At 64.7% G+C, this 22,464-nt stretch carries 22 protein-coding genes; 17 read left to right on the plus strand and 5 right to left on the minus strand.

All coding sequences use genetic code 11. The features are described from left to right. The first annotated feature begins 31 nt into the window (after positions 1-31). Positions 32-442 (plus strand): hypothetical protein, encoded by a 411-nt coding sequence (locus tag MMAR10_RS02825; RefSeq protein WP_041636722.1) that lies wholly within the window; start codon positions 32-34, stop codon positions 440-442. A gap of 495 nt (positions 443-937) precedes the next feature. Here the strand turns inward: MMAR10_RS02825 and MMAR10_RS17020 are convergent, their stop codons facing one another. Next, positions 938-1,228: a hypothetical protein gene (locus MMAR10_RS17020; RefSeq protein WP_190273948.1), complete on the minus strand. Its 291-nt coding sequence runs from the start codon at positions 1,226-1,228 to the stop codon at positions 938-940. 341 nt (positions 1,229-1,569) lie between these two features. On the opposite strand from MMAR10_RS17020, the gene MMAR10_RS15955 reads away from it, so the two are divergent. The 9 genes from MMAR10_RS15955 (at position 1,570) to thiD (ending at position 10,538) form a co-directional block, all read left to right on the plus strand. Further along, positions 1,570-2,643, plus strand: a complete 1,074-nt coding sequence (locus MMAR10_RS15955) for a glycosyltransferase family 2 protein (protein ID WP_011642484.1) — start codon at positions 1,570-1,572, stop codon at positions 2,641-2,643. Continuing rightward, positions 2,636-3,955 carry an NDP-hexose 2,3-dehydratase family protein gene (locus tag MMAR10_RS02835; RefSeq protein ID WP_011642485.1) on the plus strand — a complete coding sequence of 440 codons (1,320 nt, stop codon included), beginning with the start codon at positions 2,636-2,638 and terminating at the stop codon, positions 3,953-3,955. The genes MMAR10_RS15955 and MMAR10_RS02835 overlap by 8 nt, the downstream gene beginning before the upstream one ends. Positions 3,956-4,172: 217 nt before the next feature. Beyond that, on the plus strand, positions 4,173-4,397 hold the full coding sequence (locus MMAR10_RS02840) for a hypothetical protein (RefSeq protein ID WP_011642486.1): 225 nt from the start codon (positions 4,173-4,175) through the stop codon (positions 4,395-4,397). Positions 4,398-4,517: 120 nt separating this feature from the next. Further along, positions 4,518-5,633 (plus strand): glutathione S-transferase family protein, encoded by a 1,116-nt coding sequence (locus MMAR10_RS02845; protein ID WP_011642487.1) that lies wholly within the window; start codon positions 4,518-4,520, stop codon positions 5,631-5,633. Positions 5,634-5,701: 68 nt separating this feature from the next. Further along, positions 5,702-6,754, plus strand: coding sequence for an ankyrin repeat domain-containing protein (locus MMAR10_RS02850; protein WP_011642488.1), 1,053 nt, complete (start codon positions 5,702-5,704; stop codon positions 6,752-6,754). 93 nt (positions 6,755-6,847) lie between these two features. Continuing rightward, positions 6,848-7,738 carry a LysR family transcriptional regulator gene (locus tag MMAR10_RS02855; protein WP_011642489.1) on the plus strand — a complete coding sequence of 297 codons (891 nt, stop codon included), beginning with the start codon at positions 6,848-6,850 and terminating at the stop codon, positions 7,736-7,738. A 144-nt stretch (positions 7,739-7,882) separates the two neighbouring features. Then, on the plus strand, positions 7,883-8,740 hold the full coding sequence (locus tag MMAR10_RS02860; protein WP_011642490.1) for a hypothetical protein: 858 nt from the start codon (positions 7,883-7,885) through the stop codon (positions 8,738-8,740). A 49-nt stretch (positions 8,741-8,789) separates the two neighbouring features. Then, positions 8,790-9,698, plus strand: a complete 909-nt coding sequence (locus tag MMAR10_RS02865) for a tetratricopeptide repeat protein (RefSeq protein WP_011642491.1) — start codon at positions 8,790-8,792, stop codon at positions 9,696-9,698. A 30-nt stretch (positions 9,699-9,728) separates the two neighbouring features. Next, the gene (gene thiD, locus MMAR10_RS02870) at positions 9,729-10,538 is read left to right on the plus strand and encodes a bifunctional hydroxymethylpyrimidine kinase/phosphomethylpyrimidine kinase (RefSeq protein ID WP_011642492.1); all 810 of its coding nucleotides are present in this window, start codon (positions 9,729-9,731) and stop codon (positions 10,536-10,538) included. Between the two features lie 94 nt (positions 10,539-10,632). Here thiD and MMAR10_RS02875 read toward each other — a convergent pair whose 3' ends face one another. Together MMAR10_RS02875 and MMAR10_RS02880 are read right to left on the minus strand one after the other, a co-directional pair. Then, positions 10,633-11,553: a DMT family transporter gene (locus tag MMAR10_RS02875; RefSeq protein WP_233353859.1), complete on the minus strand. Its 921-nt coding sequence runs from the start codon at positions 11,551-11,553 to the stop codon at positions 10,633-10,635. Continuing rightward, positions 11,550-12,698 carry an aminotransferase class V-fold PLP-dependent enzyme gene (locus tag MMAR10_RS02880; RefSeq protein WP_150099696.1) on the minus strand — a complete coding sequence of 383 codons (1,149 nt, stop codon included), beginning with the start codon at positions 12,696-12,698 and terminating at the stop codon, positions 11,550-11,552. The genes MMAR10_RS02875 and MMAR10_RS02880 overlap by 4 nt, the downstream gene beginning before the upstream one ends. An 89-nt stretch (positions 12,699-12,787) precedes the next feature. Between MMAR10_RS02880 and MMAR10_RS02885 the strand changes: the two genes are divergently transcribed. Both MMAR10_RS02885 and MMAR10_RS02890 read left to right on the plus strand, forming a co-directional pair. Next, positions 12,788-13,981 (plus strand): phosphoserine transaminase, encoded by a 1,194-nt coding sequence (locus MMAR10_RS02885; protein ID WP_233353860.1) that lies wholly within the window; start codon positions 12,788-12,790, stop codon positions 13,979-13,981. 64 nt (positions 13,982-14,045) lie between these two features. Beyond that, entirely contained in the window at positions 14,046-14,615 is a 570-nt protein-coding gene (locus MMAR10_RS02890) for an acyloxyacyl hydrolase (protein ID WP_011642496.1), read from the plus strand. A 164-nt stretch (positions 14,616-14,779) separates the two neighbouring features. Here MMAR10_RS02890 and MMAR10_RS02895 read toward each other — a convergent pair whose 3' ends face one another. Continuing rightward, positions 14,780-15,361 (minus strand): hypothetical protein, encoded by a 582-nt coding sequence (locus MMAR10_RS02895; protein ID WP_011642497.1) that lies wholly within the window; start codon positions 15,359-15,361, stop codon positions 14,780-14,782. Positions 15,362-15,526: 165 nt separating this feature from the next. On the opposite strand from MMAR10_RS02895, the gene MMAR10_RS02900 reads away from it, so the two are divergent. Together MMAR10_RS02900 and MMAR10_RS02905 are read left to right on the plus strand one after the other, a co-directional pair. Continuing rightward, a complete protein-coding gene (locus MMAR10_RS02900; protein ID WP_011642498.1) occupies positions 15,527-16,816 on the plus strand; it encodes an adenylosuccinate synthase in 1,290 nt (429 codons plus the stop codon). Between the two features lie 41 nt (positions 16,817-16,857). After that, entirely contained in the window at positions 16,858-18,054 is a 1,197-nt protein-coding gene (locus MMAR10_RS02905; RefSeq protein WP_011642499.1) for a hypothetical protein, read from the plus strand. Between the two features lie 10 nt (positions 18,055-18,064). Here the strand turns inward: MMAR10_RS02905 and MMAR10_RS02910 are convergent, their stop codons facing one another. Beyond that, entirely contained in the window at positions 18,065-19,177 is a 1,113-nt protein-coding gene (locus MMAR10_RS02910) for an acyltransferase family protein (RefSeq protein WP_011642500.1), read from the minus strand. A 171-nt stretch (positions 19,178-19,348) separates the two neighbouring features. Here MMAR10_RS02910 and MMAR10_RS02915 point away from each other — a divergent pair, with 171 nt between their 5' ends. The 3 genes from MMAR10_RS02915 (at position 19,349) to MMAR10_RS02925 (ending at position 22,398) form a co-directional block, all read left to right on the plus strand. Next, positions 19,349-19,885: a hypothetical protein gene (locus tag MMAR10_RS02915; protein WP_011642501.1), complete on the plus strand. Its 537-nt coding sequence runs from the start codon at positions 19,349-19,351 to the stop codon at positions 19,883-19,885. An 88-nt stretch (positions 19,886-19,973) separates the two neighbouring features. Then, complete coding sequence (locus MMAR10_RS15960; RefSeq protein WP_011642502.1) at positions 19,974-20,759, plus strand: helix-turn-helix transcriptional regulator; 786 nt, start codon at positions 19,974-19,976, stop codon at positions 20,757-20,759. 118 nt (positions 20,760-20,877) lie between these two features. Continuing rightward, a complete protein-coding gene (locus MMAR10_RS02925) occupies positions 20,878-22,398 on the plus strand; it encodes a serine hydrolase domain-containing protein (protein ID WP_011642503.1) in 1,521 nt (506 codons plus the stop codon). The last annotated feature ends 66 nt before the right edge of the window (positions 22,399-22,464 follow it).

Genomic DNA, 22,464 nt, shown 5'->3' on the forward strand with positions numbered 1-22,464 from the left:
GTAACTGCTTACTTGGCGGGGAGAGGCGCGCATGTCACAGCTTATCGCGTTCAGCAAACCCAGATTTGACGTCGACATGTCTGGATTTGAGGTGCCTGATCTAACAAGTCTGTCGATGGAATTGATTGATGCCGTTCAGAGGGAGCTGGGCGGAGAGTCGAATGTAGTTTGGTCGGTTCGTGGCGGTCTGAGTGGCCAGCTGGATGATTGTATCCGCCGATACAATTGCGAATTGTCTCAAGGCAAGGAAGCCAGCGAGACCCAATTCGTCAAACTCTTGAAACGGGCATGTGCCCGATTCGAGCGAGTGATCCTCTGGTACGCGTCGGACTGCTCAGATTTGGATCAGTATGTCGATCAAGGAGTGTTCGTGGACCACGTCGCCCTATTGGCCCAAGCTGACGCTCCTGAGATTTATGCTTCGTTGAAGGCGACGCCTTGAGTGAATGTTGGCGAGTGCAGCTCGTAGACGCTGGGACGCTCCGGGACAGACGCAAATAGCATCCCTCCGCACTCGCGCCGCCGGCGCGCACCCATCCATAGACCGCTTGCCGAGACCCCGCCGTATCCGCTTCTTCAGGTCAAGGGCCGCAGGGCGGCCGCTTCGCGGTTTCACCCTTGAGCTGAAGAAGCGGATACGGCCTGCTGGCTGACAAGCGATCTATGGATTGCTCCGCGCGGGCGTGCCCCGGGGCAAAGCTGATATCCAGGTGACTCGGCCGTACAACACCCACCGTCATCCCCCGGTGACCGCGAAGCGGACATCCGGGGGACCTCGTCACGGACGTCGATCGGTTGGGTGAGGCCCCCCGGACACGCCGGGGGATGACGGGCGAGGTGGGGGTGCGAGCACGAGTCCCGCGCGGCGCCCTGTCCCGAAACTGCAAGAAACCGGCGCGGCACTGTCAGCGCCGGTGTTTTTCTGGTCGGACCTGCGTTAATCAGGGCGTGAAAACAGGCTGTTGAAAGTTTTCACCAGCTTTTCCACAAATTTCGGAATGTTTTCCACCAATCCCGCAAACTTGTCCACGAAATCGCACTTTCCATGCGTTGCGGCGCCGCGTCCGGCCTGTTTTACTTTGGTCATCGACAGCGACCGAAGCGGTTCGAAAGGACCGGGGATCGCCGGAGAGGATGGCCCGGGAAGGCAGGTTCGCAAGAGCCGGTTTTGAACGGGCAGGCAGGAAAGACAGGCCCGCGAGGGCAGGGATTTCAGGTCAGGTTCCAAGGCAAGGGTCCGCAAGGGCCGGCGCTGAAGGGCTCACCGAACCGGAGAGACTGAACCGTCCGCAAGGACGGCGACCAGGGCGCCAAGATCCAGCGCTGCCTCACCGTGGTGCTGCCCCGGACGCAAGAAAGGGGAAGCCGAAGGGAAAGGTGTCAAAACCTCACCGGACGCAACACGGCCGCCCGCCTCCTGCCCCCTTGCCGGGACAGGGACGGGCGGTTGGTGCGTTCGGGATTCCACCAAGTCTGTCCGGCGCTATCAATCACGCTTTCAATCCAGTCAGGATCGTGCTGCTTTCCGAGGCTGCGCACACATGGTGGGTGACGGGAGCGAGACGCGCTATGGGACTGCAAAGTCAGGCATCGGCAGGGCCGGGCACCATCACCATCATCACGGCCACCCATAACCGGCCCGACGCCCTTCGTCTGGCGATCAGCAGCGTGCTCAATCAGACCCACGCCAACTGGCGTCTCCTTGTCGTCGGCGATCACTGCGATCCGCGAACAGGCGCGGTGATTGCGGCATTTGGCGATCCGCGGATCCACTACGTCAACCTGCCTCACAGATGCGGCGAGCAGTCGGGTCCCAATTCGGTCGGCATGGCGCTGGCCAGGACGCCCTTCACCGCCTTTCTCAATCATGACGATCTCTGGTTTCCCGATCACCTCGAGACCGGGCTGGGCAGGCTGGATGAAGAAAAAGCCGACTTTTTCGCCGGGCGCGCGGCATTCCTGGAGACTGGCGCTGCGGAAACGGACGATCTGGTCATCAGCGACGTGACCCCGGACGACCGCTCGCTTGCCGGCGCCTTTGTTCATACACCGGCCTATTTCGAGCCGGTCAGCACGTGGATCCTGCGTAGCGAGGCCTGTCGGCGCGTCGGGCCCTGGCGGGCGTCGACCGAGCTTTATCGCACGCCGCTGGAAGACTGGGTCCTTCGGGCCTGGCGCACTGGCCTGAAACTGGTCGGTGAGGAACGGGTCAGCGTGATAAAGCCACGGCTTCTGGCCCGGCTCGCTGCCGATGTGAAGGCCTATGACCGCCATCCGCCAGGCCTCGACAGGATTGCTGACGATATCACGCGCGCACCCGACCAGGTCCGCAGCGGTATTGCATCCTGGCTTCTCGACAGGTCGGTGGACGGTCAGCCGGGCGGTTTTGACTATCGTGCGGATGGCGGCGAGCTTCATGCACGAGCGGCCCGGATGTTGACCCCGGCGAGCGCGGAGGATTTTCACCGCACGGGGCTGGACGTCATGGACCGGGTGTGTCGGGACAGCGGACAGGCGTGCGGTCATGTCCTGCGCTGGGCCTTGGGGCGTCGCACTGGCGAGGAATTGCCCGAACGCCCCGCGCTGACGACCTTGCTCGAAGCAGCCCGCGCTCAATTGCAGGCGGATTTCGGCGATGCTTGATTCCTGGCTTGCCAGAAGCCGGGCCGAGGCCGGTCTCTCGGTTTCCCCGCTTGCCTGGTCTGAAAACCGCGAATGGGGCCTGCGGGAGGGCCGGCTTCAGCACCATACAGGGCGGTATTTTTCAGTTTGTGGCGTTGCCGTGCACGGGCCGGCGCCGGATGCGCCGGTCCGCTTCATGCCCATGATCGAGCAACCCGAGATCGGCCAACTCGCATTTCTTGTCTGGCCGGGGCCGGATGGACCGCAATGGTTGCTGCAGGCCAAAGCCGAACCCGGCTCGACCGGCCATGTCCAGATCGGTCCCACCGTGCAGGCAACGCTCAGCAATTACGGGCGCGTTCATGGGGGTGAGCCAACGGCCTATCTCGATCAGGTTCTGGATCGTGAGGATGGATGTGTGACCCGCTTGCTTCAATCGGAGCAAGGCAGCCGGTTTATGGGCAAATTCAACATGAATGTTGTGCGGTTGGTGCCGGAGCGTATCGAGCCCGCCCGGCCGGAATGGGTCTGGGCAGACGCTCGGGCACTCCGCCAGGCGCTGGCCGGCAGCTTTGTCGTCAACACGGATGCCCGATCGGTCATCGCGTCAACGGACTGGTCGTTATTGTGCGCCGATGACCAGCCATTCGCCCCCCGGGGCGACCGGTGGGACGGGCTGCGGAGCGAGCTGTCGCTTTCGCTTCATCGCGGGGCGCGATCGACCAGACCCGTTCTGGATGCTCTCCAGGCGCGACGCGGCGGACAAGGCTTTCGCCTTGTGACCTGTCCGCTGGACGCCTTGCCCGGATGGCGATGCGCCGACCAGGCGATCACGGCGATTGATGATGGTGCCGATTTCGAGGTTTGCAGTGTAGCGGTCAGTGCGCCTCGGCGTGAATGTCCCGCCTGGCATCAACCGCTCCTGCGCAGCACGCGGCTCCAAGCCTGCCGATTATTCCTGACCCGGCGGGATGATGTGATGTGTGCCTTCCTCGCCTATTCGGATGAGCCGGGCTTCGGGACGGCGTGCGAACTCGGGCCATCATGGCAGAGCGACCGGCTCAACCCGGAATGGGTCACCGCCTGGGCCGGAAGCGACGGCGTGACGGTCTGGGCGTCGATCGACCAATCGGACGAAGGCGGACGCTTCCTCGACAGCGTCATGCGCTACGAGATATGCGAGCTCGATGCGGCCGACGTCGAGGCCGACGCGCTGGCAGGACAGGGCGGGCACTGGGTCAGTCTGGCCCAGTTGCAGGCGTTGTGTGCGACCGGCGGGGTCTTGACCAATGAGGCGCGCAGCCTGGTGTCCCTCCTGCTGTCGCTGGCGTGATCTTGGGGCGGCTGGAGTCGGGATATTCCCCTGACAGGCGAATATCGTATTCGTTCGCTAATACAACCAACCACTTAAGGTGTTGAAATTGGCGCGTAAACACGTCTGGCGCGAATATTGAACAAGATGTTAATCAAATATGAGCTGCGTTAACGCGATCCTTGGCCAAGATATGCGGTGACGGGCAATACAGCCCCGATGTCGAAACAGGAATGCGATGACTTCGCGGATTTCCTTTCGCTGGCCGCTGACCGGTTGGTCGGACCATGCTCGTGTCCTGGCACTTGTGTGCTGGGCCATGGCCGTGCTCATGACCGGTGTCATGGGCTGGTCGGCCTGGCGCGCGGTCGATACCGCGACTGACAATGTCGACCGCGTTGTCGCCCGCCACGAAGCCGGTGTCGTCTCCAAGGGGCGCGACCTCTACATCGCCCGCCGCTAGGGCGTCCCGGGACTGTCCGCAAGCGACCGGAAGACTTTGCATGCCCACCCCTGCGCCGTGAGGACTGGCCGGCCGGGCAAAGCAGGCTAGTCTGCTGCGGACACAGTTCGCGGAGCCTTCATGACATACACTCTGATCGGAACGCCGGTATCGCTCTACAGCGGCAAGGTGCGTGGCTATTTGCGGTGGAAGAATGTCGCTTTCACGGAGCGGCTTTCAACGCGGGAGGTCTACAAGGCGGATATCCTGCCGCGGGTCGGCTGGCCGGTCATTCCGGTGGTCATCCATGAGGACGGCTCGGCGCATGGCACGACGCTGCAGGACAGCACCGACATCATCGATCATGTCGAGGCCTGTGCGCCCGGCCCGTCCGTCTATCCGGACACGCCCCGCCAGCGCCTGGCGGCCCTGATCCTCGAGCTGTTCGGCGATGAATGGCTGGTGATCCCGGCCATGCATTACCGCTGGGCCTATAATCGCGATTTTGCGCAACAGGAATTCGGCGCCACCAGCCATCCGCATCTGTCACCGGACGAACAGTTCGCCGCCGCCGAGAAAGCCGTCGGCTTCTTTTCAGGGTCGGTCGGCGGGCTGGGTGTGAACCCGAACAGTGTCGCAGCAATTGAGGCCGCTTATGAGGATTTCCTCGCCGTCTTTGACGACCATCTGGGCGAGCATGACACCCTGTTCGGCTCGCGCCCGTCGATTGCCGATTATGGTCTGCTCGGCCCGCTCTATGCGCATTTGCTGCGCGACCCGAAGTCCGGCGAGTTGATGCGGCGCCTGGCCCCGCGCGTTGCCCGCTGGGCTGAGGCCTGCCATGCGCCGCAGCATGGCCTGACCGGAGACTTCCTTCCTGACGATGAAATCCCGTCGGGTGTCGCCAGATTGCTGCAGCGTTTTGCTGCGCAGCAATTACCGGTCCTGCTCGATACCGCTGAAGCGCTGCGGTCGTGGGCTGAGGGACAGGCGCCCGGCACGGAGGTCCCCCGCATACTTGGCTTCCACAAGGCGGTGATTGGTCATGGCGACAGCCAGGTGGAGACCGATCGGGCGATCATCCCCTACGCGCTCTGGATGTTGCAGCGCGTGACCGATTTCCGCGCCAGCCTGGGCGCCGAGGCCCGCGCATCGGTCGATGAAATGCTGCGCAATACAGGTGCAGCAAAACTGATCGATTTCGTCCCGCCAGCCCGTCTTCAGCGTCGCCATTTCAAGCTGGCGCTCGCGGACTGATCACGAAATCGTGGAGCGCGGCCCCGCCCGGTCCGGTCTAGCCTCCCTGCCGGGACAGGGAGGACATCATGCGTTTCATCATTGTCGGGCTGGCCATGGCGCTGGCCATGCCGCTGGCCTTGGGCGCGGCGGCTGTCGCGCAAATACCACCGGCCATCAGCGACGCCATCTCCGATGGGGATGTTGAGGCCCTGACGGCGGCACTGGACGCCGGCGCTGACCCGGATGCCCGGGCCGAAACCGGGCTTCAGGCGACGCCGCTGATGCTCGCCGCCTCCAATCCGGACCCGGGCCTGACCCGGGCGCTGATTGCTGCCGGTGCCGACATCGAAATCCGTGACGTCATGGGCGATCCGGCGATCAACTGGGCGGCCTATTACGGCCACTCCGCGGTTGTCGCGGAACTCCTGTCGGCTGGCGCCAGCCGGTTGCAGGTCGGCCATGGCACGGCGGCCGAAATCGCCATGCGCCGCGGCCACCAGGCGACCCTGGCAATAACCCTGCGGGACGAGGACGGGATGGGGCAGCAAGGCCGCCTCGAAACCCTGCTCGAGACCGCCATTGTGACGGGCGATGTCGCAATGCTCACCGAAATCGGCCAGCTGACGGACCTGTCCGGAGCAAGCGATTGGGCTGGGCGGCCACTCCTGCATGCCGCCGCGCGTTCCGGTCAGACCGGGACCGCGGCGATCCTGATCGCGGCGGGCGCGGATATCGATGCTGTCGATGCCATCGGTTTCACCGCCTTGTTCGAGGCCGCGCGGGATGGGCAGGACGGCATGGTCGAATGGCTGATCACTGCCGGTGCCGATGTCGATCACGTCGCGGCGGAGAATGGCATGGCACTGACCGCGGTCCATCTTGCCGCGATCGGCGGCGATGTCGGCATCGTTTCGCGCCTCGCCGCTGCGGGTGCCAATCTCGACCGACCGGGTGTGTCCGGTGCGACGGCCCTGTACTGGGCCGCCTTCGAAGGCCAGCGCGAAGCGGTCCTTGCGCTGCTCGCGGCCGGGGCCGATCCCGGTATCGTTCCGGACGGGGCGCCGGAATTCGCGGCGGTGGCCGAGATGCTGGACTGGCCGGATGTCGCCGCTCGCCTGAGCGCGAACGCTGCCGACTGATGTCCCGGTAAACTGGACGCTCTGCCATATGAATTCTCGCCAAACCGGTATAAATTGCGGCGTTTGCGGGTGTTAATGGCTGTTGGGGAATAAATGGACCGGATCGATGCGCTGCGGCTCTTCTGTTCTGTCGCGGAACTGGGCAGCTTCACCAAGGCGGCCGAGCGTGAGGCGATGACGCCGGGCGCGGCGTCGAAACAGATCACCGCGCTGGAACAACGCCTACAGGCGCGCCTGTTCGAGCGCACCACCCGCTCGGTCCGCCTGACCGATGCCGGTGAGGCGCTGCTGGACCGTGTCCGACCCTGGCTTGACGAGTATGACGGGCTGGAACAGGGCGTCGCCGATGCCCGCTCGGCCCCGGCTGGGGTCCTGCGGGTCGCCGCTCCGGTCGATTTCGGGGCCCGTCGCCTGATGCCGATCATCACCCGGTTCATGAATGACTGGCCCGGGGTCGAGGTCCGGCTGTCGCTGGCCGATCGCATGGTCGATCTGGTCAATGAGGGCTTTGATGTGGGCATCCGCATCGGCAATCTTCCCGACAGCGCCCTGATCGCCAAACGCCTGGCTGCGGCCTGCATGTCGGTTGTCGCCTCGCCGGACTATCTGGCCCGCGCCGGTCGGCCGGAGCATCCTTCCGATCTGGCGCAGCACGAGATCGTCATCGACCGCAACAAGCCGGCGCCGCACCTGCTCAAATTCATCCGCGAGGGCGAGGAGGTCGAGGTCCGGGTGAGCGGCCGCCTGTCGCTGAACGGCGCGGTGGCAGCGGTGACAGCAGCCTCGGCGGGCGTCGGCATCGCCTGCAGTCCGCGCTGGGCTGCCGAACAGGCGCTGGCGGAAGGCCGGGTCGTTGAAATCCTGACCGACTGGAGCAGCGAGTTGCGTTATCTGTGGGCGGTCTTCCCGTCCAATCGCTATCTCGCGCACCGGGTCCGCCTGTTCGTCGATTTCGTCGCCGAACAGTTTCCGGACCGCATCTGAGCGGCGAGCGGGGGCCGGTCGGTGATCCGGGTCAATTTCTGCCGCTCAGCTTTCGTTCATGTGTTAGGCTATTGAAAGGCACGCGTCTTTGACTCTGCGAGCAACAAGGATGCGGGATTGTGAATTGAGGGGGCTATGGGGCACATGATTTTACGCACACTTTTTCTGGCACTGGTCGCTACCAGCCTCGCGGCTTGCGCCACGACCACGGTTTCCGACAGCCGCAATGGCAGCAGCATGGCAACCGCCGCGTTCAACTATGCCCCGTCCAGCCGCGCACCGGTCACGGGTGCGGGCTATGACCTCGTCAGTGATGAGGGCTGGACCGGCCGCCTCGCCTATGTCGATGACGAGGGCGATGCCCGCGCCCGTCTGACCATGGCCTATGATGACGGCCTCGCCATCGATGTCGATCTGGATATCGCCATGCCCTATCTCGATGGTGGCGTGCGTCGTTTCCACGGGACCGACGTCAATGGCCGTGCCGTCGAAGTCGAGCTGCAGGCAGGGCCGTGCCGCGAGCCGGGCGGCGACACATTGATCTATTCCGCCGATGTCATGATGGCCGGCCTGACGGCCAGCGGCTGCGGCCGCGAAGCGGGCGGAAACCTGGACCGATGGTCGAACTACCTGATGACCTATCTGCCGGTCATCGACATGTGCCTGGGCGAGTTTCGCGACCAGGCGCAACATGTCTCCTATGCCTACACGATGAGCGGCGGTGAAACCGGTGTCCGTCTGGTCGATCTTGACGCCCGCACCTGGGAATGCGCGACGCGCGAAGGCGGCGAGGCGATCAATTCGGTCCGCCCGCTCGACGCCGCCGATGCCATGTATGGTGAGGGGGATCCCGTCTTCGTCCGCGGCTCGATGCCGGAATTCGGCGAGGGGTGTTATGTGTATGAAGCCGTCCGCGCGGAGGATCTGACCCTGATCGGCGCGTTCGGCTTTGATGCCTGCGATACCGGCGATATCGCAACGCTCGACCCGGGTGTCGGCTGAGCCATCCGCTTAACCGCGTCTTTACACGACGCAGATCATGGGTTTGCGCATGCGTGCGATTATCCTGACCCTGCTGAGCAGCCTCGTCCTGACCGCCCCGTCAGCGGCCGAGATCACCGATTTGCGGGCCCGCCTCGATGGCGATGCCGGACAGATATGGATTGCTTTGGACGAACAGCCCGCCGGCGTGACCGGCGAGGTCACCGAAAGCGGTTTGATTGTCACCCTTGAGGGCGTCACCGTGCGACCCCGCTCGATCAGCCCGGCCTCGGATGACCTGGTGGCCGGAGTGTCGGTGGAGCCGACCGGTCGCGGCGGCGTTGTCCGCCTTTACGCCAGTCGCGGCTGGCAGGGGGCCCGGGCAGAATTGCGGCAGGGCGGCGTGTTGGTCAGCATGACCGTCACGGCCATTCCGCAGGTTCATGTCCCGGACTCGGTCTATGCAGCCAGCGGCGCCGAACAGCAGGCGCCAGTCGCTGCGGCTCGACCCAGCCCGACAGATACACAGACGGCAGGTGGCCCGGCCACGGGTCCGGTTATCGACCATTCCGCGTCAGACGCAGCGGCAGCTTCGCCCCGACCCGGGCCGGCCAACCTCTTTGCGGGCAATACGAGTCCGGATGTCACGGCATCGGGCGGTTCGGTGGCACCGCCGGGTGTCTGCGTCGAACAGGCCCGGGCTGTCGCCGAGAGTCCGTGGGATGATGAACTTCTGCATGCCCAGGCGGCCTGTCTGGGCGCGGACGGCCATCTGGCCGCTGCGGCGGCCATCTATGAGCAGATGCTGGCCTTCGAGCCTGAGAGTTTCCGGGCAGCCGTCGCGCTGGCCGAGATCCGGGTCGAGCAAGGTGATAGCCAGGCCGCACGCGACCTCTTTGATCAGGCCGCCTCACATGCCATATCCGATGCCGAAGCGGCCCGTGCGCGCTCGCGCCTGCGAGCCCTGCGCGAGCAATAGGACCGACCCAGCGCACGGGATTTCGACAGCATGGACGATACGGAACCAAAGGGCCGGGTGCTCATCATTGCCGGCTCGGATAGTGGCGGCGGGGCTGGCATCCAGGCCGACATCAAGGCGGTGACCGCCATGGGCGGGTTTGCGGCCACTGCGATTACCGCCATCACGGTCCAGAACACGCTTGGCGTCAGCGCCATCCACCCGGTCCCGCTGGATATCATCAAGGGTCAGATCGACGCCGTCCTGTCGGATATCGGCGCCGATGTGATCAAGACCGGCATGCTGGGGACATGTGAGATCGTGACCTTGGTCGCCGATTGTCTGGCCGCCTGTGAGGTTCCGATCCCGCTGGTGCTGGACCCGGTCATGGTGGCGACCTCCGGTGACCTGCTGGTGGATGAGGGGGCGCAGGCCGCGATCCGCGACCGCCTCTTGCCGATGGCCACGCTGGTCACACCGAATATCCCCGAAGCGGAAAAACTCACCGGCCTGGCGGTCACGGACATTGCCGGCCAGCTGGAAGCGGCCAATCGCCTGATCGAAATGGGCGCGCGTGCGGCACTGGTCAAAGGCGGACATCTGAAAGGTCAGGCCGTGGCCGATGTGCTGGTCTCGACCCGCGGCATGGAATTATTCGACCGCCCGCGCCTGCCTGGTCGCAATACGCACGGAACCGGCTGCACGCTGGCTTCGGCCATCGCCGGGCTGCTGGCCGATGGCGCACCGCTGCATGATGCCGTGCGCCGGGCGGGGGATTATCTGCATGAGGCCATCGCCCGTGCCCCCGGTTTCGGAGCCGGCCACGGCCCCGTCAATCATGCCTGGGTGACGCGGCCCTGATCGCGGACTGTGCGACACAATCCTGGTCCCGCCATGCCGACCGCCAAGGAGCGAGCGGATTTGGTCTTTGGGGCAGGGTGGTCGCCCTGAAAGGTCAGGGCTGCACCTTTGGTGGCACGGGCGGCTTGCCGCCGCGGGCCAGCCAGACACCGGCGAGGATGACGGCCAGGGCCAGAATCACGGTCCAGCCCACCACTTCGCCGATCAGCAGGCCGGTCAGCAAGGCTGCAATGGGCGTCAGATAATTGGCGATGGCGAGGAAATTCGGTCCCGCTGTTCGGGCGACATGCATCAGGATCACCGAGGCGAAGGCCGTCGGACCCAGGGCCAGCCAGGCTGCGGCAAACCAGGCGCTGGGCGTGACATTCTCGACCTGCACCAGATCCCAGATGCCCAAGGGGGCCGCGAAGACGGTCGCCATGATCAACATGCCCGCGGCCGAGACCGAGGGCGGCGTGTCGGGCAGGAGGCGAGCCTGTATGGCATTGATGGCATAGCAGGTCGCCGCCCCGATCACGGCCAGTTGCGCCAGTGTATCGGCGCCGCCCAATGCCGCCAGGGCCGAGGGACCGAGCAGGAAGATGACACCGGCGAAGCCGACGATCAGGCCGAGCACGGCGCGGACCGTCATGCGCTCGCCGGGGACAAAGACATGCGCCAGTCCGACGGTCACCAGCGGCATGGTCGCGACCAGGATGCCGGCCAGGGCGCTGTCGATATATTGTTGCGCCCAGCTGACCAGGAAGAAGGGCAGGGCATTGCCGAACAGGCCAAGCCCGCCCATCCACAGCCAGCGCCGGTCGGTCAGTGGCGGCAGACGGTGCCCTCGCATATGGGCCCAGACCGTCAGGGCCAGGGCGGCGAGGCTCAGGCGGACAAAGATCAGCGCGCCCGGCGGCAGGGTGCCGACGCTATGCTTGATAAAGGCGAAGGCCGAACCCCACAGGACTGTGAGCAGGAGCAGGGCGGCCCAGTCGCGCGGGCCGATCGTGTGCGGCATGGATGTCGATGTCACAGCAGCGTTTCCAGTACAGAGGCGAAGCGCTGGAAGTCTGCCTCATCATTATAGACATGGGGTGTGATGCGCATCCGGTCGCCGCGTTGCGAGACATAAATGTCCTGCGCGGCCAGTCGGGCGGTCAGATCGGCGGGCGCGCCGTCCGGCAGGGACAGGCTGAGATAGTGCGGCGCCCGGTTGGGCGTTGTCCCGCGCAGGCCCAGCGGCGCCAGCCGGTCGGCGAGTTGGCGATTGGCCTGGCCCAGCGTGGCGGCGAGCGCATCTGTGCCCCAGTCCAGCATGGCCGACAGGCTCGCCGAGGCGGCAGGGACCAGCTGGAAATTCGAGCGCTCGCCCATGTCGAAGCGACGGGCACCGGGCGCATGGGCGTCGGCATAGTCGACCAGGCGGGCAAAATCCTCGGCCCGGTCGCGCACGATCCAGTTCTGCTCCAGCGGCTCACCCGACTGATGGTGGGGCGCGACATAGAGAAAGCCCATCGCATAGGGTCCGAGCAGCCATTTATAGCTGGCGGCGACGGCGAAATCGGGCTGGATGGCGGCGAGGTCAAAGGGCATCACGCCCAGCGACTGGGTCAGGTCGAGCACCAGGGCCGCGCCCTGTCGCCGGGCCGCGTCGCTGATCGCGGCGAGATCCAGTGCGCCGCCATCGGCCCAGTGAACCTGGGGGCAGGCGACGATGGATGTGGCGGGTGAGATTGCGGCCAGCATGGCCTCGGTCCAGCTCTGATTGTCGGACCGGGAGACGGTGCGGACATGCGCGCCCTGTTCGGCCGCGAGATCGCGCCAGACATAGACGTTCGACGGGAATTGCTCGGCCAGCACCAGGATTTCACTCTTGGCATCGGGGGCGAGATTTCGCGCGGCTGTCGCCAATCCGTAGGACGCGGCGGGAACCAGGGCGATGTCATTGGCCGTGGCGCCAAACAGGCGCGCGGCCCGGGCCCGCAGCTCCTCGGGCGCGTCGAAGAAGTCCGCCTGGACCTGATAGCGCCAGGGCTGGCCCTTGCGGGCATAGCTGTCCTGTCCGGCGGCGATGGCCGACTTTGGCATCGGACCCATATAGGCGGCATTGAGATAGCAGGTGTCGCGCGGCAGATCGAAACGGTCGCGTTGCGGGGAAATCAGGGGCGTTGAAATCATGGCGAAAGCTCTTGCCCCGCGCCGGGGAGGGCGTCAACGTGCGCTGCAACATGAACCGTCCGACCCACTGCGATTCTCCGGAGACCGAATTGGCCGATATCAGCACGCCTGCCGAAACCCGCCCGCAAAATCCCAAGCCGGTCCTGCGCCCTGCCGATCCGCGCTTTTCCTGCGGTCCGGTGAAGAAATATCCCGGCTGGTCCTGGGATGCGCTGGCTGACGCGCCGTTGTCGCGCACCCATCGGGCCGGGGCGCCTGTGGCGCGGATCAAGGAAGCCATCGAGCGCACCCATGCCCTGCTCGAACTGCCCGAGGGCTACAAGGTCGCCATGCTCCCGGGCTCGGATACCGGCGCCATGGAAGCGGCGATGTGGTCATTGCTCGGTCAGCGCGGCGCCGACGTGTTTTCCTGGGACGTGTTTGGCAATCGCTGGACGCTGGACGCTCGCGACGAGTTGAAGCTGAAGGATTTGCGTGTCTTCCAGGAGCCGGCCGGCACACTGCCCGATATCAGCCAGTACGACCCCAAGCGCGACGCCATTTTCACCCTTAACGGTACGGCTGCCGGTGTCTGGATCCCGGATTTCGAGTGGATTGATGCGGACCGTGAGGGCCTGACCCTGTGCGATGCCACCTCTGCCGCCTTCGCGGTCGAGATCGACTGGTCGAAGATCGATGTGCTGACCTTCTCCTGGCAGAAATGCATGGGCGGCGAGGCGCAGCACGGCATGCTGGTGATGAGTCCGCGCGCCATCGAGCGCCTCGACAGCTGGCGCCCGGACTGGCCGATTCCCGGCCTGTTGCAGCTGCACGCCAATGGCAAGGCCAATATGGCGGTTTACGAGGGCTCGACCCTGAACACGCCGTCATTGATGGCCGTCGAGGACTATCTCGCGGCGCTGAAATGGGCCTCACGCATTGGCGGCCTGCCTGAGCTCATTCGTCGCCGCGAGGAGAATTTCGCCGCGCTGGATGAGTGGGTCAGCCAGGCCGACTGGGTCGCGTATCTGTGCGACAACCCGGCCCATCGCTCGCCGGTTTCGGTGACGTTGAAATACACCGACCCTGACGTCATCGCGTCGGGCGAGGACGCGCAATGGGATCTGACCAAGCGCATCTCCTCCCTGCTGGAACGCGAGAACGCGGCGCTCGACATCACCATGCACCGGGCCTCTGTGCCGGGAATTCGCATCTGGTGCGGCCCGACTGTGGAGCGTGATGATTTGGCCGCACTGGGGCCGTGGCTCGACTGGGCCTATCGCGAAGCGCTGGACGCGGGCTGAGACACGCTTTATCCCGTTTGCAACAGCCAACAGACCGGTCGCATCGGCGGCCCGAGGGGACATCATGAAATCCATCCTGACGACGACCGCCGCTTTCGCCCTGCTGACCGGAGCCGGCCTCGCCGATGATCGCGGCATGGAATTCCGCCTTGGCGTGACCGCGCATGATCTCGCCGATCACGTCGAAGATGGCCCGAATGTCACCCTCGACCTGCTGTTTGCCTCGCCGGATTTCCTCGATGCCATCTGGTCGCCGCGCCCGTATCTCTACGGCTCGTTCAACACCAATGGCCTGACCAATTTCGGCGGTACGGGCCTGGCTTGGGACTTCGAGGTCGCCGAAAACCTGAACTTCGAATTCCGCACCGGCCTGACCTATAATGACGGCGTCGAGGACATCGACCCCAACTCGCCGCCCGGCGACCCGACCCGCATCCGCCTGGCGACCACGCGCTCGCTGATGGGCAATGAAATCCTTTTCCACAACGCCATCGGCCTCGACTACGACCTCAATGAGCGCTGGTCGGTCGGCGCCTATTACGAGCACATCTCGCACGGCCAGATCCTGGCGTCGGGCCGTAACCAGGCGCTCGACAATGCCGGCATCCGTTTCGGATACCGCTTCGGGAATTAGGGGGCGAGCTTTCGGGCTAACCTGTCGGCGTTTGTCATCCCGGCCGGATAGCCTGCGAAGGCAGGCTGCAGGGCCGGGACCTAACAGATTGCAGGCACATGGGTCCCCGCTCTGCGTCCCGCTTGCGCGGGACATCCGGCGGGGATGACAATTAATGTGTGAGCCTATTCCCCCCGCGCCGCCGCCGCCTCGTCCGCGCGCGGATCGTCGGCCTTGGGGACATAGATCCCGATAAACACCGTCTGCCAGTTTCCCTCGCCGTCGCCCTGGTCGAATTGCTGGGTGACGCTGCCGTCCGCGTTGGGGGTCCAGCTGCCGCGCAGCGGGGCGCGGGTTTCGGTCTGGACGGTGTAGGCCTCGCCGGTCAGCACCATGGCGCCGGCCGCGTCGAGACCGCCGGTATAGTCGATATACCAGCCATTGCTCATCCAGACCTGACGCCAGGCGCCGATCAGCGGGTCGTGGACATTGATACTGTCGCCGGCATTGCCGCTGGCGCCGACCCAGTGTTCCGTGACCAGGCAGCCGCCATTGATGCGCTCGATTCGGTTGTGTCCGAGATAGGGGCCGGGCGCTTCATCGGTGTCGGGCGCGTAGACATTCCAGTCCCCGACCCAGAAATCGAAGGCGTCCCAGGGGGCGCCGACGCAGGCATCGGGCGGCGGGGTTGTCGACTGGGCGAGGGCAGAGACAGTACCTGCCAGACCAAGGCTGGCGGCGACAAGAACGGTTCTTGCGAAAATCATCGAATGCTCCCTGTGATCGTGCTTGCAGGCGCTCAGTTGTGCACGAGTTTGCCCAATCCACGGCAATCCTGCAAACGGGTCTGGTCCAAATAACGGCTTCGTGACAAATAATCGGCCCGCGGACAGGACTCGCGCGCGTGCGAGGCTGCTAGCGAGGAGGCTCTCATGGCCAATGTTACCGTGGTGGGTGCCCAGTGGGGCGATGAAGGCAAGGGCAAGCTGGTCGACTGGCTGTCGCACCGGGCCGATGTGGTGGCCCGTTTCCAGGGTGGTCACAATGCCGGCCACACCCTCGTTGTCGGCGAGAATGTCTACAAGCTCTCCCTGCTCCCCTCCGGTGTCGTGCGCGGCAAGCTGTCGGTGATCGGCAATGGCGTGGTCGTCGACCCCTGGGCCTTCGTGGCTGAGGTTGATCGCATTGCGCAGCAGGGCGTGGTGATCACGCCGGACGTGGTCAAGATTTCCGAGACCGCCACCCTGATCCTGCCCATCCACCGCGAACTCGACGCGCTGCGCGAGAACCGCGATGATGGCGAGCCGATCGGCACCACTCGCCGCGGCATCGGTCCGGCCTATGAGGACAAGGTCGGCCGCCGTGCCGTCCGGGTCATCGACCTGGCCGATCCGGCGGCGCTCAAGGCACGGGTCAAGGACATCCTCCACCATCACAACGCCCTGCGCCGTGGCCTCGGTCATGAAGAATACAGCGCCGACCAACTGGTCGCCGAGCTGACCGAGATTGCGCCGAAAATCCTGCCCTATGCGGCGCCGGTCTGGCGGGTTCTCAAGGACGCGATCAAGTCGGACCAGAAAGTCCTGTTCGAAGGCGCACAAGGTGCGCTGCTTGACGTTGATCACGGCACCTATCCCTTCGTCACCTCCTCCAACACCGTCTCCGGTCAGGCTTCGGCCGGGACCGGCGTCGGGCCGCGCGATGTCGGTTATGTGCTGGGTATTGCCAAGGCCTATATGACCCGCGTCGGCGAGGGGCCTTTCCCGACCGAACTGCATGATGCCGACGGCCAGATGCTGGGCGAGCGCGGCCATGAATTCGGCGTGGTCACCGGTCGCAAGCGTCGTTGTGGCTGGTTCGATGCCGTCATCACCCGCCAGACCCTGCAGGTCGGCGGCGTGCACGGCGTCGCCCTGACCAAGCTGGATGTGCTCGACGGCTTCAAGACGATCAAGGTCTGTGTCGCCTATGAGGTTGATGGCGAACGGCTCGACCATCTGCCTGCCGGCAAGGAAGCCCAGGCCAAGGCCACGCCGGTCTATGAAGAGCTGCAGGGCTGGGAAGGCTCAACCGCCGGCGCCCGATCCTGGGCCGATCTGCCGGCCGAGGCGGTCAAATATGTCCGCCGCATCGAAGAGCTGATCGAATGCCCGATCGCCCTGGTCTCGACCTCGCCGGAACGCGAGGACGTGATCCTGATGCAGGACCCGTTCAGGAGCTAGTCTGAAGCGAATTGACGGGTCGAGCCATCCGGGAGGCCGATGTGCTGACTGATCTTGTTGTCCTCGGAATTGTCATCCTCGCCGGTTTGGTCCTGGCGTCACACCGGGTGACGACCAGCCGCGCCTGGCGGGCGACGGTCACGCCGCTGGCCTCCATCATTGGCAGCGGGTTTCTGGTTATCGGCCCCATCCTGCAAACGGCCTATGGCAGCTGGTCACCATTGGTCATGATCGGTTTGTGCGCCGTCGCATACCTGTTTGGCGCCGCCGTCAGGACCAATATCGCGACGCTGGACGCCGATGATCGGCGCGGTTCCATCGTGCGCGGTCTTGAGACCGCAGGAGGCTGGGCTCTGGCGGGCGCCTATGTCATTTCCGTCGCCTATTATCTCAACCTGTTCGGTGCATTCGGTGTCAGCCTGACGGCAGCTGACGACCCGGTCTCTGCCCGCCTTCTCACCAGTGCGGTTCTGGTGCTGATCCTGTTGGTCGGGTGGACACGCGGTTTTGGTGCGCTGGAGCAGCTCGAACAGGTCTTCGTCAGCGTCAAACTGGCCATCATTCTCGGCTTGATTGCCGGCCTGGTCGTGTTCAATGGCGAGCGGGCTGGCGATGATGCCTTGTCCTTCACGGCGCCGGGCCTTTCCGGCTGGTCGGCCCTGACACTGGCTTTCGGTCTGGTCGTGACCATCCAGGGTTTCGAGACCTCCCGTTACCTGGGGGATCGTTATGATGCCCGGACCCGGATCCTCACCATGCGCCGGGCACAGGGCATCGCGACGCTGATCTATGTCGTCTACATCGGCTTGCTCGCCTTTGCGTTCACGCCGGAAGAACTGCCCTTCGGCGAAACCGCAATTGTGAACCTGATGGAGATTGTTTCTCCCATTTTGCCACTTTTGCTGGTCGCCGCCGCCCTGAGCGCGCAATTCTCGGCCGCAGTCGCTGATACCGGCGGGTCAGGCGGGCTGTTTGTCGAGTTGAGCGGGCGCAGGATTTCGCTGCGCCAAGCCTATGCCGGTCTGGTCGGGGTCGGCCTGGTTCTGACCTGGACCACGGATCTGTTCAACATCATCGCCTATGCCTCGCGTGCCTTTGCCGCCTATTACGCAATCCAGGCCGCTATTGCAGCGGTCGGACGCTGGCAGGCCGGATCACGCGGGTTGGCTGGTCTGTTCGCCTTGCTCGCAATGCTCGGCGCCGCCATGGCGTTGTTCGGTGCACCCGCCGAGGGGTAAGTAGCGGCGGTTAACTCGTGGATATTGCGGGTGCCTGCGTGGCGGTCTCGATTGATGGACGAGCGCTCAGCCGTGTTCGCAAGCTGATGGCCGGTTTCTCAACCAACACCCGAAGGCCCCAACCCGCGATCAGGGCCAGCGGCAGCATGATCGCGGCCAGCGCGGTCGTGGTCAGGCCCGGCAACAGCGCGAAGACCATCATGCCGATCGGCCAGTGCAGGATGTAGATGCCGTAGGAGATGTCTTCGACATTGCGGACCTGATCGCCGGTCCGCCCGGGAATGCGGGCATAGCCGATCAGGAGATAGGCAGAGGCCAGCGCCACATCGAGCATCAGCCAGCCCATCGGTGTGCCGTGGGTCACCAATGCGGCGAGACCCGCCAGACCGGCAAAGGCCGGGGTCAGGCGCAGATATTTGCGGCCGGCATGGAAGGCGGCGCCGACCATGAAGGCGGGGGCAAAGCGTGCCAGCGTGCCGATGGTCTCTTCGCCGATGCCGCGATAGCCGAAGGTCTCGACTGCTATCCCGAAGGCGACGGTCAGAGCGGACCAGACCAGCACCTGGGCGTTCTGCCGGTAGAGGCCGACCATCATCAGGGCACCGACGCCGACATAGGCCATCAGCTCATAGCGGATGGTCCAGAGCGGTCCGTTCATGTTCTCGCCCATCGGTGAGGCCTCGAACACGCCGGGCAGGCCGGCCATCGGGTCGATCTGGCTGATCAGTTTGATCGGGAAGAGCCAGGTCTGTGACTGGCTCCAATACTCGCCGGCCGGCAAGCTGGTGAACAGCGGACCGATGACCAGCCAGAGCAGCAGGACTGTGGCGATCAGGCCGGGGAAGATGCGGAAGATCCGGGCGCTGACATAGCGGCCGAGCTGGCTCGATCTCATGGCGCTGGCGGTGATCATGTAGCCGGACAGGATAAAGAAGCCGTCGAGCGAGCATTGGACGATGAAGTCGACTGAGGTCGCCCAGACACCGGTAAAGGGCAGACCGAGCGGGATCATCAGGGCGTGGCCGTACAGCACGATCAGCGCGAAGGCGATGCGCATTGCCGTGAAATTGTTGGCCTTGTCGTCCAGATGGCCGTGGCCGTCGCGAAACAGGAAGCGTCCCATGGGTTTTGTCCTCGTCTTGTGACAGGTGGCACGCAATTTTCACGCCACCGGACCTGCTCCGGGGTGTTAAGGTTAATATCTTGAAATTATTGTAATATTTCGCCCCGCGCTTGGCTTCGGGTTAAAGTCGGGCTGCCACAATCCTGCCAGAATTCAATCTGGGAGGGATGAATGCCCCGAACTCGCACATATCTGGCCTGGGCCATCGCGCTGGGACTTGGCGCCGGCGCCGCCTGCCTCGGCCCTGGCCGGGTCGAGGCCCAATCTGCTGGCCAGTCCGCCGATTGCCAGCGCTACGCCCAGCACCGCGACAATTATCTGCAAACGGTCGGCGCCGGCATGGAACAGCAACTGGGATCAATGGCGGCCCAGCGCCAGGTGCCCGTCCAGGCAGCGGCCTTTTACTGGGGCGGCGCGCTGATGCAGGCCGGGGACACGCGCACCCTGGCCCAGCTGACCCTGGCGACCGCACGCTGGCCCGGCAATGCCGCGCGCGCCGAAGTGGCAATGACCCGGATATCCGACGAGCACCATGGCGATCTCGCGGCCCTGCTGGCCGGCATGATGCTGTCCGATGGTCGCGGAATTGACGATCCGTATCGGGCCCGGGCCTATCTCGTCGACGCCAGCCGCCGCGGCAATGCCGATGCGACGGCCTTCCTCGGGCTTTACGATGCCTGTCATACGCGGCGGGTGGCCCTGAACTGAGCGTGTCTGCTGTCATCTGACCGCATCGCCATCATCCAAACAGTGTCCGGCCTGCATCCATGTCGTCATGATGGGGCGTGGAGACGAGATGCGACATCAGAAAACATTGATCGACGGCGCGGGCCTGGCGGTTCGGCTGACCTGGTACCGCCCGGGCGAGCAGATGGCGCCGCACGCCCATGACTGCCACCAGGTCTCCTGGTTGCTCAGCGGTGAATTGCGCGAAGTCGGCGGCGCTGGCGAACATGACGTCGTCGGCACCAGCCGGGGGGTGAAGCCGGCCGGTTTCCGGCATGCCAACGTCTATGGCGTGAACGGGGCACTGGTCCTGGGCGTGGACATTGACCCGGAGGGGGCCGGTTGTTGCGACCTGCCTGATCCCGGGGCCTGGGCGTGGGCTGACACGGCTGCCGATGTACCGATTGAAATTCTCCGGCTGGCAACGGCGTCGCACAAGGCTGATACCGACCCCGGTCAGACGCTGACCGACCTCGCAGCCTGTGCACTGGAACCGGCATTGGACAGCGGCCATGACAGCCTGGTCCATGACCGGGTTGCGCGGGGTTGGCTGGATCGTGTCCGCGAGCAATTGCGGGATGATCCTGACGAGCCTGATCTGAGCCGTCTCGCCGAGCAGGCGGGGGTGCACCGGGTTCATCTGTCACGCAGTTTCCGTCGCCGTTTCGGTCTGCCACCCAGTCGCTATCGCCTGCAATGCCGGGTCAGCCGGGCCATCGCGGACATGGTCGACGGCGCGCATATTGCCGAGGCGGCCCTGGCGGCGGGATTTGCTGATCAGTCACATCTCACGCGCGTGGTCCGGACCCATACCGGATTCACGCCCGGCCATTTGCGGGCGTTGATCGCGGCCTGACAGGCGGGCGCGGCAGGCTGTGCGCCAACGGGTTACGCCTGTTCAAGACGCCGGTCTGCGACACCGCTAATGTGCGACTGGATACATTGGCCCGACGGGCCTGAACTGGAGAGATTGCATGTTTCGAACCTTGAGCCTCGCCGGCGCCACCGCCCTCGGCCTGGTCGCCGCTGCAGCCGCTGAGACGCCGGAAGGCGCCGCCGCCAGCCTTGACGCCTTCCTCGATGAATTCCCCGATCTGGGTCCGGGTTATGCGGTCGTGGTGGTCACCGCCGATGAGGTGCTGATGCGCCGGGTGCAGGGCGAGCGCCGGGCCGTGTCGGGTGATCCGATGACGACCGACACGCCGATCTATATCGCCTCCCAGACCAAGGCCTATATGGGCCTTCTGGCGGCGCGGCTCGATGCCGAGGGCGTGCTGCCGCTCGACAGCCGGATCACGGATCACTGGCCGGATCTGCAATTCCCGGACGGCCTTGACGCCGCGGACTGGACCTTGCGGGACCTGATAACCCACCAGGTGCCGATCGACGTCGGTATCATCACCACGCTGGAGGCCTATGTCGGCTATGTCGATCCGGCCGACTATCCGCGTCTGATCGAGACCCATGCTGTCGCCCGGGAGCCGGGCTTCGAATACGATAATCTGGGCTACAACATCTATGGCGCCATACTCGAGAGCGTGACGGGTCGGTCGTGGCAGGACTGGCTCGATGTCCACATTCTTGACCCGCTGGAGATGGAGCGAACCTCCGCGCGGACGTCGGACTTCCCGATCAATGAACTGTCCTGGGGCCATCACTGGGTCGGCGAGGATGTCGGCTGGTTCGAGATCCGCCCGAAGACCGATGGCATGATGCAGTCGGCCGGCGGCCTCGTCACATCGGTCGATGACATGGCAATGTGGTTGCAGCTTCAGCTGCGCGGCGAGGGGCCTGAGGGGTCGGGTATCACGGCGGAGATGGTGAGTACTGCCCAGACCGGCTATGTCGAAACCCATCAGCAGGATCGCCGTAACGCTGCCGAGCTCCGGTGCTCGCACTACACGCTGGGCTGGAATGTCTGCGACTTTGAAGGCCATGACTTCTACGTCCATGGCGGCGGCTATACCGGCATTCGCACGCAGATGGCCTTCTCGCCCGATCTCGGCGTCGGCATTGCCGCCTTCTCCAATTCCGACAACATGACCGGCTGGCTGACCAGCCGCACCATCAACATGTATTTCCAGTTCCTGATCGAGCACGAGACGGCCGATCGCATGCGCCAGATCCGGATCGAGCAATACCCGCAGCGCATCCAGCGCTATCTCGATCACCGCATGGAGCAGCGAAACAGTGCGATGGCGGATGAAAGCTGGGGCGGTTGGAGCTGGACGCCGGACGCGGAAACCCTGTCGGCCTATGCCGGCCGCTGGACCACCGGCGAACCCTATCTCGATATCGAGATCGCTTCAGTCGGGCCGGCCCTGGTCTTCAACTGGGGCGATATGAGCGCCTCGATGGTGCCGGCAATTCCGGACCTTTTCGGTGCCCAGACCTCACCGTTTGATGACCTGTACGCCTTCCGCTTCGAGCGGGATGATGCGGGCGAGATCGTGCGGCTGGTCCGGGGCGAGGACGTCTATACCCGGGCTGAGTAGCGTCCGGCGGCCCCGTGGCCAAGGGTCTCATTGCCTGCGGCCACGGGGATGCCGATACTGTCGGTC

Source organism: Maricaulis maris MCS10 (assembly GCF_000014745.1).
Classification (GTDB): Bacteria; Pseudomonadota; Alphaproteobacteria; order Caulobacterales; family Maricaulaceae; genus Maricaulis; species Maricaulis maris_A.

Coding starts and splice junctions, on each gene's coding strand:
- MMAR10_RS15955 (WP_011642484.1), top strand. CDS start 1,570: ATGGGACTGCAAAGTCAGGCATCGGCAGGGCCGGGCACCATCACCATC.
- MMAR10_RS02850 (WP_011642488.1), top strand. CDS start 5,702: ATGCGTTTCATCATTGTCGGGCTGGCCATGGCGCTGGCCATGCCGCTG.
- MMAR10_RS15960 (WP_011642502.1), top strand. CDS start 19,974: ATGCGACATCAGAAAACATTGATCGACGGCGCGGGCCTGGCGGTTCGG.
- MMAR10_RS02910 (WP_011642500.1), bottom strand. CDS start 19,177: ATGGGACGCTTCCTGTTTCGCGACGGCCACGGCCATCTGGACGACAAG.
- MMAR10_RS02915 (WP_011642501.1), top strand. CDS start 19,349: ATGCCCCGAACTCGCACATATCTGGCCTGGGCCATCGCGCTGGGACTT.
- MMAR10_RS02825 (WP_041636722.1), top strand. CDS start 32: ATGTCACAGCTTATCGCGTTCAGCAAACCCAGATTTGACGTCGACATG.
- MMAR10_RS02835 (WP_011642485.1), top strand. CDS start 2,636: ATGCTTGATTCCTGGCTTGCCAGAAGCCGGGCCGAGGCCGGTCTCTCG.
- MMAR10_RS02845 (WP_011642487.1), top strand. CDS start 4,518: ATGACATACACTCTGATCGGAACGCCGGTATCGCTCTACAGCGGCAAG.
- MMAR10_RS02840 (WP_011642486.1), top strand. CDS start 4,173: ATGACTTCGCGGATTTCCTTTCGCTGGCCGCTGACCGGTTGGTCGGAC.
- MMAR10_RS02880 (WP_150099696.1), bottom strand. CDS start 12,698: ATGATTTCAACGCCCCTGATTTCCCCGCAACGCGACCGTTTCGATCTG.
- MMAR10_RS02865 (WP_011642491.1), top strand. CDS start 8,790: ATGCGTGCGATTATCCTGACCCTGCTGAGCAGCCTCGTCCTGACCGCC.
- MMAR10_RS02890 (WP_011642496.1), top strand. CDS start 14,046: ATGAAATCCATCCTGACGACGACCGCCGCTTTCGCCCTGCTGACCGGA.
- MMAR10_RS02925 (WP_011642503.1), top strand. CDS start 20,878: ATGTTTCGAACCTTGAGCCTCGCCGGCGCCACCGCCCTCGGCCTGGTC.
- MMAR10_RS02895 (WP_011642497.1), bottom strand. CDS start 15,361: ATGATTTTCGCAAGAACCGTTCTTGTCGCCGCCAGCCTTGGTCTGGCA.
- MMAR10_RS02860 (WP_011642490.1), top strand. CDS start 7,883: ATGATTTTACGCACACTTTTTCTGGCACTGGTCGCTACCAGCCTCGCG.
- MMAR10_RS02900 (WP_011642498.1), top strand. CDS start 15,527: ATGGCCAATGTTACCGTGGTGGGTGCCCAGTGGGGCGATGAAGGCAAG.
- thiD (WP_011642492.1), top strand. CDS start 9,729: ATGGACGATACGGAACCAAAGGGCCGGGTGCTCATCATTGCCGGCTCG.
- MMAR10_RS02855 (WP_011642489.1), top strand. CDS start 6,848: ATGGACCGGATCGATGCGCTGCGGCTCTTCTGTTCTGTCGCGGAACTG.